This is a genomic window from Paenibacillus fonticola DSM 21315, from assembly GCF_000381905.1.
GTDB classification, from domain to species: domain Bacteria; phylum Bacillota; class Bacilli; order Paenibacillales; family Paenibacillaceae; genus Fontibacillus; species Fontibacillus fonticola.
In genome coordinates this window covers 103,599-112,682 of record NZ_KB907266.1, presented here as the reverse complement: position 1 = coordinate 112,682, position 9,084 = coordinate 103,599, and the positions used below count along the sequence as shown (strand labels likewise).

Below are 9,084 nucleotides of genomic sequence, written 5' to 3'. Positions count from 1 at the left end.
TAGCCGCCACATCCTGCAATTGTGTTTGAAAAATCATACACATTTACTCGGTAGCTGCCCCATCCTGCAATTGTGTTTGAAAAATCATACACATTCACTCGGTAGCTGCCCCATCCTGCAATTGTGTTTGAAAAATCATACACATTCACTCGGGTAGCAACCTGATACAAGCAGTACGCCAAATCCGCGCCGAGAGGCCGAGAGCTTATTAATTGCTTTTCTGACGAGTTGCCTGCTTTCATTGCAAATTTCTCGGACGGGCAGTTGCTGTATAGCAGCACTGACTTCATCGCCCAACAAATTTTCGCCAAGCCATTCATTTCCTTACTTTCCAGGCCAACGATGCGGCGCATCTTCTCACCACTTACACCTAGATTCAAACTCTTTTTATCTGCAAAAGTTAAATAATTTTAATCATCCATATTCTTGTCTCCTTACTATTCCTAGTTTCCGGCCGCTGCATTCCGGAGCATCCTATTGCTGTCCCCCTGAGATTTATACACAATTTGCCACCCAGGTACTTTGAGTTCTTTGACCCTTGGACATACCACACCTGTTCTCTGTGACTTGTTGCTCCTTTGGCTCTAAGGTATATTGTCCTGTTCGCGGAGGCGTATTGCTCTTGACCCAAGGGGATTTGTTCCCGTTCTCCAAGGCTTGTTGCTTTTTGATTCTGAGTACTTATTGCTTTCCTTATCTCCAGAGCATACTGCCCTGTTCTCTGAGTCTTAGCTCTTCTGTTCCTTGGGTCTTAGCTCTTCTGCTCTCTAAGGCTTACTGTATCTGTTCATTTGGCGCTTATTGAGTCTGCTTTCGAGGAACGACTGAAATCCGGTATTCCGGAACGTTAAGCCCTTTCTCCACCGCATCGACAATCAAGCTTTTCACCGTTTTATTCTCGGCTCCTCTTGCCACGATCAATACACCGCGCACTTTAGGTTTGATTTTTTTCGTCACGATGGGCTTTTCATTTCCGCTCTCTTCATTCGTCACAATTTGACCGTCTCGGGTATACTGGGTAATATGCCTTTTTCCCCCGTCCCTATCGTTTTCCTCCGTTAATTGCTGCATGTCCTTCGTATTTCGTCCGATGATGAGCTCTTCCGTGGAGTCAATCGTTACAAGAACATCAACCGAGCCGACTCCGACTATTTTCTCCAATATTTCCTTAGTCTTATTTTCCAGTGATTGTTCTATGGCCTCGAAAGTGCCTTCAGCAGTTGCCGGATCAGGGCTGGACATCAAAACCTGCTGCTCTGCCGGTGGCTCTCTCCCTGCTCCGCCTGAATCGATTTTCTTCACATTTACAAACGAATTGAACAGCATGATCGCTACGCCGATTAGTCCGAGAATAATCAGTATTCGATAAGTGTTCAGTTTCTTCTTCCCATCCATCCCTTGTCCGAGGAGCTGTTCGAGCTTCTTCCACCATTTCAGCATTTTCATCCCCCCTTGCTACTCGTCATTTCCATTTACGATGACATGCACTACATTTCCGGGAATGCCCCATTCGCGAAATATGATGTCGCTAATATGCCTTGTCAAACTATATGAGCTTGTGACCTGCTGGCCTAGATTGCCGGAAGAATTATACTGGCCTTGTGTCTCGTTTCCCCCGGACTGCCTGGACACTTCATTCTGTGCAGACATTTGTATCTGGCCGGACAATTCGAGCGGTTCTGACACTTCAATATGAACAGGCTCAATCGGAGCAATCGCAAATCGTGATGTTTCATTACGCTGGCGTTCATTAGAGTTCCCATGATCTTCAGCTGCTTCAGATGCTTCATATACCTTTGATGCTCTAGCTGCTTCAAGTGCTTCCAATGCTTTAGGTTTTTCAGACACTCCAGACGATTTTGACTCTTTAAACCCTTCAAATACTCCAGACGCTCCAGACGATTCAGACGTTCCTGACACTTTAAGCACTCCAGGCACTCCAGGCACTTCAGGCATTTTAGGCACTCCAGACGCTTCAGACACATCAACCGCTCCATGCACAATTCCTGCATAGCCATGCTCTTCCGCACTGTTATCCTGCAAAATATAAACTTCTACCGCTTGAATACTTAACCCGTCTGCATTGTCAGAGGATTTGAGCTTATCTTCCGCTCGTTCCCCGGCCTCCTCCAGCTTCACGACAACTCGCTCCACGGTTTGACCTGTTTCCCGCTCGATCTGCTCTTGCATTTGCTTCGCCGCTTGCTCGCTTGCCCACTGCATCGCTTCCTGTTCACGCTTCATCCGCAGTTGCTCCCCCTGCCGCAATATTTCTTCCGTGGTAACGTCAGCCGAAGACTCCTCCCCAGACTGATCCATAAAAGAAAGATCTAGTTTTTTTTCCGCTTCCGGAGAAAAGATACGCATGACTGGTGAGATTAAAGTGAGTAAAATAAGTAAGCTTACGACCAGTTTCACATATCTCTCCATCGAACGATTTGGAAGCAGCAGGTCGATGAAAGCAGCCATCAGAACTACAAAAATGATTTCCTTCAACCATTGTGCAAGCCAGGCCATTCAAGCTCACCGCCTTATCTCATCATCACTGTTACATTGCCTGCAGTCAGCATAATCGTAATGGCCAGAAAGAACATCAGGCCTACCGCTGCAAGGGCAGCAAACACATAGATCATGCTTTTCCCGATCGTCTCGAGGCAAGTTACGATTGGCGTCTCTCCAAGCGGTTGCATTACAGCCGCCGATAAATTGTAGATCAGTGCTAACGTGATAATCTTTATCGCCGGGAACGCGCACAAAAACAACAAGATGATGACCCCGACCAGGCCGATCGAATTTTTGACCAGCAAGGATGCTGAAATGACAGTGTCCGTTGCGTCGGCGAACACTTTGCCTACGACCGGAACGAAATTGCCGGTTAAATACTTGGCCGCCCGCAGTGTCACGCCATCCGCAATCGACCCGGTAATTCCTCTGACGGAAATAACGCCCAAAAATATCGTCAGCATTACCCCGAGCAGCGACATGCTTATCGTCCGCAGCAGATTGGCGAGTTGAGTCAGCTTGTACTTCTCAGATAACGAGCTTACGATGTGCAGAACAGCCGAGAAGAACAATAATGGAAATACGATCGAGTAAACGACAGTCCCTACAGTATGAACCATGAAAACAACGAGCGGATGAGTGACGGAGACGGTCACCATGTTGCCAAGGGAGGCAAGCAGCATGAAGAGCAGCGGTACCATCGCCATCATAAAATCAACCATGCTTCGAATCGCTTCTGTAGCGTACGTAATCGCGACATGAAAACTATTAATGGCCAAAATAAGAATGACCATATAACAAATGGCATAAGCGACCTTGCTGACCTGTTTTCGCTCAAACGCCGACTGCAGCGTTTCCAGAATGCTGCTGAACACGGATAGCAGTACGATGGTCGCCAATATATGCCCGCTGTACAACACCTCATGCCACATATATTTCATCAGGCCAGTCAGGCCTGTTTTCACACTAAACACATCTTTGTTCCCATCCCCGTCCTGAAGCAGCATATCCATAAACGAAGGGATGTTCTGATCGGGAAAAAAACCGCCATATTCCTTCATAAGCTCCTGCCAATAGGATTCCACCTGATCCGTAGGCAGTTCCTCTGCCTGACTCTTCAACCATCCATCCTCTGCTTCTGCAGCAGTATGCGGTAATGGCCACAACATGAAAATTCCGAGGACAATCATTATCAATGAACGTTGTCGCCAAGTCAGTTCCGTCATCTTCATCCCTTGTCCCCATTTCGTTAAACAGGCAGCATCTTTATCACGGTTTCGATAATAATGCTGATAATCGGAATTGCCAGCACCATGATTAGTACCTTCCCAGCCAGTTCGATTTTGGAAGCGATGCTATCCTGACCGGCATCTCTCACAATCTGCGCTCCAAATTCAGCGATGTAGGCAATGCCGATAATTTTCAATATCGTCTTGAGATAAATCATCTGAACACCGGAGGATTCGGCTAGCTGCTCCAATACTTCGATGATTCCGCCAATTTTGCCGACCAGATACATAAATATCATGATGCCTGTGGAGACAGCGATCAGAAATGCAAACATCGGCTTCTGTTCCTTGATGATCAGAATGAGTATGGTGGCGATTAACCCCAATCCTACGATCTGTATCATTTCCACTGCCGGATCACCTACTGGAATAAAAAGATCGATTTAATTTCCTGAAACAGATTGTCCAGCAATCGGATCACCATAAACAGTACAACGACGAAGCCGATCACGGTCACCCAATGCGCCATGTCTTCTTTGCCCATTTGTTTGAGCACCGTGTGTATCATGGCAACAATGATGCCAATCCCGGCAATTTGAAAGATGGCGTTCACTTCTAAGTTCATTGATATGGCACCTCACGATCAATTTTGCAGTGACAATCATCGAGGATGTAGAGGGGAATCATCATCAATAGAGCAAAATAACGATAAACGCTCCGCCAAGCAGTCCCAGACTTCTGGACATTTTTTCGTAGCGGGCTTGTTCTTCTCGGGCGGCCTGTTCCTCGCTCTCCAGCTGGCGGATCGCCGTCGCAATATGCCCGATCTGGTTTTTCCGGTCGCTTGTCCCTAAAGTGAATCCAAGCTGAAGCATCACATCCTTCTCCGCAGATTTCATCGCCGTGTGCTTCCATCCCGTCTCTATGGCGTGCTGCAAGCTTTGCTGCGCGGTCCAGTTCAGTGGCGGAGTCATGTTGCCCGCTGCTCCCTCCATGAGGGACTTGACCGGTTCACTGCACTGATTAGCGATGCGCTGCAAAGCATCCGGCAGCGGTGTAAAGCCATACATGATTTCGGTCTCCAGCCTTTTCAGCGCCAAGATCAGATGACGGATTTGAGCGGGGCGGCTGGCAAACTGCCTTGCCTTCGCAAAACCGAATAAGGTTGCCGCAAGGACAATCAAGGCTGCGCCCAGCATTTTAACCATATTTCTCCCTGCCTTTCCGTGCTGCCTCTCCGTCATATATTCCCCTGAGCTTGTCATCCCATAGACGAAAAGCAAGCCCGCTGTCATTTCGTTTAATAACAGCGTATATTTCAAAAAAAGGCGGATCGGCCAGCTTGGACAACGCGGGGCGTAAAGCTAGCTCATGGACGTCAGAACCGTGGGCAGTGGCAATGACTTTGACGCCGGCATGAAGCGCTTCAGCCAGAGCATCTGCATCTTCCGGGCGGCCGATTTCATCTACGATAATAACGTCCGGTGACATGGAGCGAATCATCATCATGATTCCTTCCGCCTTCGGGCAGCCGTCCATCACATCCGTCCGCGGACCGACATCGAAGCTCGGCACCCCGCGCCTGCTCCCGGCAATCTCGGAGCGCTCGTCAATGATCGCCACTTTAAGGCCTGGCCATTTTGCGTCCGGATGCTGCCATGCGCCGCTGCTAATCCCCCTGGCTAAGTCGCGGATCAATGTCGTCTTCCCTTGCTGCGGCGGGGACAAAATCAAAGTATGATGAATGCTTCTGTGCTTAAAGTCAAGCAGCTTGGGCAAAATGCCGTCGCCTATACCAGGCACTTCCCTTGCAATGCGAACGTTAAAACCGCTAATATCCCTTAGATGCTCAACTTTGCCTCCGCTCAGTACCGTTCTGCCCGCCAAACCAATACGGTGACCGCCGGCAATAGTAATAAAACCTTTACGCAGCTCCTCCTCCATCGTGTACAAGGAATGATTCGTAATCAGGTCGAGAAGGCGGTTGCTCTCCTGCTTGCCTGGCTTGAAGGCAGCGGAGGGATCGCTAGTTATCCCGCCTGCAGAAGTCAGGAAATAATGGCGGCCGGCGGCATTCAGCTCCAATGGACGCCCCTCCCGCAGCCGGATTTCCTCCAGGCCTGAGAACAAAGCAGGCGGCAGCTTGAGTAATAGGGAACGGATATTTTCGGGAAATACAGTCATCCAGCTACAATTTTTCATCGTTGTACCCCCAAAAGAATAAGGCTTGTTTTTCCTGTAACTAAAGGCGGTTCGCCTTACTGAAGCTATATCTCATGTGTATGGCCTGTACTTGATCTTTATGCCGGGAAATCTATCATTTCTTCAAAATCCCGATTAAGAGACACGAAATACCGCATCCAATCCATATCATTTTATTCCATGACAGTTTATCCGCTATTCCGGCAAGCCCGATCATCGTCGTTACCATCAGCACGGTTGGCCCTACAAAGGCAAGCATAGCGTTTACCGCCAGTGCCTTATCGATGCGGCCAAGCCTAAACATGACGAGTGCTGCAATAATTTCGATGGAGCCGGATATGATGCGGATAGCTGCCATGCTAGTTACGTATTTATCAAGCATAGCTTCCAGAACACCCCCTCTTGTCCATGTTTCTCTTATCTTTATGCCCTTTCATCTCTTTTTATTTATAAGTTTTTCTTGCGATTATAGAATTGTTCAGATTCGCTGAAAATGTATAAATTCTATAATCTAAAAAAATAGAAAGAAGGCCCCGAATAAACGGTGACCTTCCAAAATATCGGCTAATTGTCTCTCCCTCAAGTAACGTGCGGCTCGATTCTCCAAATTCCAGAGGCATATTCCCTGATCGTCTGATCACTGGAAAATTTACCAGAATGCGCAATATTCATAATGGATTTCTTCGTCCATTCACTTGCATTTCGATATGCCAGATCAATTTGCAAGTGCGCCTCCACATAACTCGAAAAATCCTTGAGCACAAAAAACTCATCCTGATGATGAAGCACCGATTGGTAAATCGCTTCAAAATGTTGTCCCTCTGCACAAAAGCGGCCCGGATGGATCAGCTGATCCATTACTTCCTTCACCCTGGAATCCACTTCATAAATATGCCGCGGGCAATAATCGCCCTTCTGATTATGCTCCATCACCTGCTTGGCATTCAAGCCAAACAGAAACATATTATCATCGCCCAGCATCTGATGCATTTCAACATTGGCCCCATCTAAAGTTCCAATTGTAATCGAGCCATTCATCATGAACTTCATATTGCCGGTTCCGGAAGCTTCTTTCCCGGCCGTAGAAATTTGTTCACTGATGTCTGCGGCGGGAATTATTTTTTCCGCCAGGGAAACCGAGTAATTTTCCAGAAAAACGACCTTCATTTTTTCGCGTACGGCATGGTCCCGATTGACGGCATCCGCCACCGTATTAATAAGCTTGATGATGCTTTTGGCCAAATAATAGCCGGGTGCAGCTTTGGCGCTGAACAGAAATGTGCGCGGTACGATATCCGCCGAAGGGTTATCCTTAAGCTGATTATATAAGTGCATCATGTGCAGCACGTTGAGCAACTGCCGTTTATATGCATGCAATCGCTTGGCCTGCACATCAAAGATCGAGTCCGGATCGATATGGATACTCAGCTTTTCTTGAACGTATTTGGCCAGCTTCAGTTTGTTATTCCGTCTGACTTCGGTTATTTTTTCCATAAAGCCGGGGTCTCCGGCATATTTTATTAAGCCGATCATTTCCTGGGGCTGAGCAATCCAGCGTGTGCCGATCGCCTCGGTAATGAGCCGCGCCAACTCCGGATTGGCGTGAATTAACCAGCGTCTGTGCGAGATGCCGTTCGTCTTGTTGTTGAATTTTTCCGGATAAAGCTCGTAAAACACCTTCATCTCACGATTTTTCAAAATTTCAGTATGAAGTGCCGCCACACCATTCACGCTGTAGCTGCCTGCGATCGCTAAATTAGCCATGCGGATCTGATCGCCATAAATAATCGCCAGCTGGGATATTCGCTCCTGCTCCCCGGGATAACGCTGCAGCAGCATCGCACAGAAACGGGTATTGATTTCCTCTATGATCATATAAATGCGGGGCAGCAGTTGCTTCAGCATACCGGCCGGCCACTTTTCCAGCGCTTCGCTCAGAGTAGTGTGATTCGTATACGATACCGTCCGGGTCGTAATATGCCAGGCCTGCTCCCATGAGCAGCCTTTCTCATCCAGTAAAATCCGCATCAACTCAGGTATTACGAGCGTAGGATGCGTATCATTGATGTGTACAGCTACTTTATCCGGTAAAGATTGTACAGGCAGCCCCAGCTTGTCATATGTCCTCAGCACACTTTGCAATCCGGCAGAACACAAAAAATATTGCTGCTTCAAACGCAACTGTTTGCCCTCATATTCAGAATCGTCCGGATACAGAAATTCAGATATCGATTCAACGGATCGGTAATAATTTAAATAATTATAGTAGCTGCCATCTTTACTTGCCAGCGGTTTAATCGGCTCATTGCCGGGTCTGGCACTCCAAAGACGCAGCGTATTTACATGGCTCGAACCGCTTCCGACGACCGGAATGTCATAGGGAATTGCCCAAATGCTTTCATAGTCTGTTAGTTCAATTTGAAGGCGATTCTCCCTTTCCGACATATGTACTTGGCCGCCAAAACGAACCTCCACCTTCTTATCCTCACGGCAAACTTCCCAGACGTTGCCTCGCTGCAGCCAGTAATCGGGCAGCTCAACCTGGTGTCCGTCGATGATTTTCTGCTCGAACAACCCATAGCGGTAACGGATGCCACAGCCGTGGCCCGGCAGTTGCTGGGCAGCTAGAGAATCAAGGAAGCAGGCGGCCAAGCGACCTAACCCCCCGTTTCCTAAACCGGGATCATTCTCTTCCTCCTCGGCCGCTGCCAGATCAAAGCCCAACTCCTCCAAACCGTCGCGAACCATTTCCAGCACGCCTAAATTCAGCAAATTGTTCCCCAGCTGACGGCCGATCAAAAACTCCATCGAAAAGTAATACACCTGCCGCGCCTTGGCTGCCTGCAAGGACTGATTCGTATTCGCCCAGTCCGGACCAATCCGCTCCCGGATCAGCATTCCCAATATGCGGTATACGTCCGCATGCGTAGCCTGCAGTACAGGCTTTCCTAATTGACTGACCAGCTCTTTCTTAAACATATCCTTAAAGCTCTCTTTGTTATCAAACACGCATTAGTCCTCCCTGCTGATGTTGCTCAGAGCTTGTAGTGACTCGACAGGTCACCGCCCCTGATCCTATATTATGTTTAAACTGAAGGGCGTGATAAAATAACATAAATGATCATTTAATTTTTATATATCGTGCAAATAA

At 48.0% G+C, this 9,084-nt stretch carries 10 protein-coding genes; all 10 read right to left on the bottom strand.

Going from position 1 to position 9,084, the window contains the following annotated elements; genetic code table 11:
* Positions 1-353 (bottom strand): hypothetical protein (locus G358_RS0120645; protein ID WP_026342387.1); only part of this gene is annotated, 353 nt, incomplete at its 3' end.
* 445 nt (positions 354-798) lie between these two features.
* Complete coding sequence (gene spoIIIAG / locus G358_RS0120640; protein ID WP_019639159.1) at positions 799-1,440, bottom strand: stage III sporulation protein AG; 642 nt, start codon at positions 1,438-1,440, stop codon at positions 799-801.
* A gap of 15 nt (positions 1,441-1,455) precedes the next feature.
* Positions 1,456-2,517: a stage III sporulation protein AF gene (gene spoIIIAF / locus G358_RS31845; protein WP_019639158.1), complete on the bottom strand. Its 1,062-nt coding sequence runs from the start codon at positions 2,515-2,517 to the stop codon at positions 1,456-1,458.
* A gap of 14 nt (positions 2,518-2,531) precedes the next feature.
* Positions 2,532-3,671, bottom strand: coding sequence for a stage III sporulation protein AE (gene spoIIIAE / locus G358_RS0120630; protein ID WP_240480078.1), 1,140 nt, complete (start codon positions 3,669-3,671; stop codon positions 2,532-2,534).
* 80 nt (positions 3,672-3,751) lie between these two features.
* Positions 3,752-4,141, bottom strand: a complete 390-nt coding sequence (spoIIIAD, locus tag G358_RS0120625) for a stage III sporulation protein AD (RefSeq protein WP_019639156.1) — start codon at positions 4,139-4,141, stop codon at positions 3,752-3,754.
* Positions 4,142-4,152: 11 nt separating this feature from the next.
* On the bottom strand, positions 4,153-4,356 hold the full coding sequence (spoIIIAC, locus tag G358_RS0120620) for a stage III sporulation protein AC (protein ID WP_019639155.1): 204 nt from the start codon (positions 4,354-4,356) through the stop codon (positions 4,153-4,155).
* A 64-nt stretch (positions 4,357-4,420) separates the two neighbouring features.
* Positions 4,421-4,939 carry a stage III sporulation protein SpoIIIAB gene (spoIIIAB, locus tag G358_RS0120615; protein WP_019639154.1) on the bottom strand — a complete coding sequence of 173 codons (519 nt, stop codon included), beginning with the start codon at positions 4,937-4,939 and terminating at the stop codon, positions 4,421-4,423.
* Positions 4,932-5,933: a stage III sporulation protein AA gene (gene spoIIIAA / locus G358_RS0120610; protein ID WP_019639153.1), complete on the bottom strand. Its 1,002-nt coding sequence runs from the start codon at positions 5,931-5,933 to the stop codon at positions 4,932-4,934. The genes spoIIIAB and spoIIIAA overlap by 8 nt, the downstream gene beginning before the upstream one ends.
* A 115-nt stretch (positions 5,934-6,048) precedes the next feature.
* The gene (locus tag G358_RS0120605; RefSeq protein ID WP_019639152.1) at positions 6,049-6,315 is read right to left on the bottom strand and encodes a YqhV family protein; all 267 of its coding nucleotides are present in this window, start codon (positions 6,313-6,315) and stop codon (positions 6,049-6,051) included.
* Between the two features lie 197 nt (positions 6,316-6,512).
* Positions 6,513-8,942: a glycogen/starch/alpha-glucan phosphorylase gene (locus G358_RS0120600; RefSeq protein ID WP_019639151.1), complete on the bottom strand. Its 2,430-nt coding sequence runs from the start codon at positions 8,940-8,942 to the stop codon at positions 6,513-6,515.
* Positions 8,943-9,084: the final 142 nt, after the last annotated feature.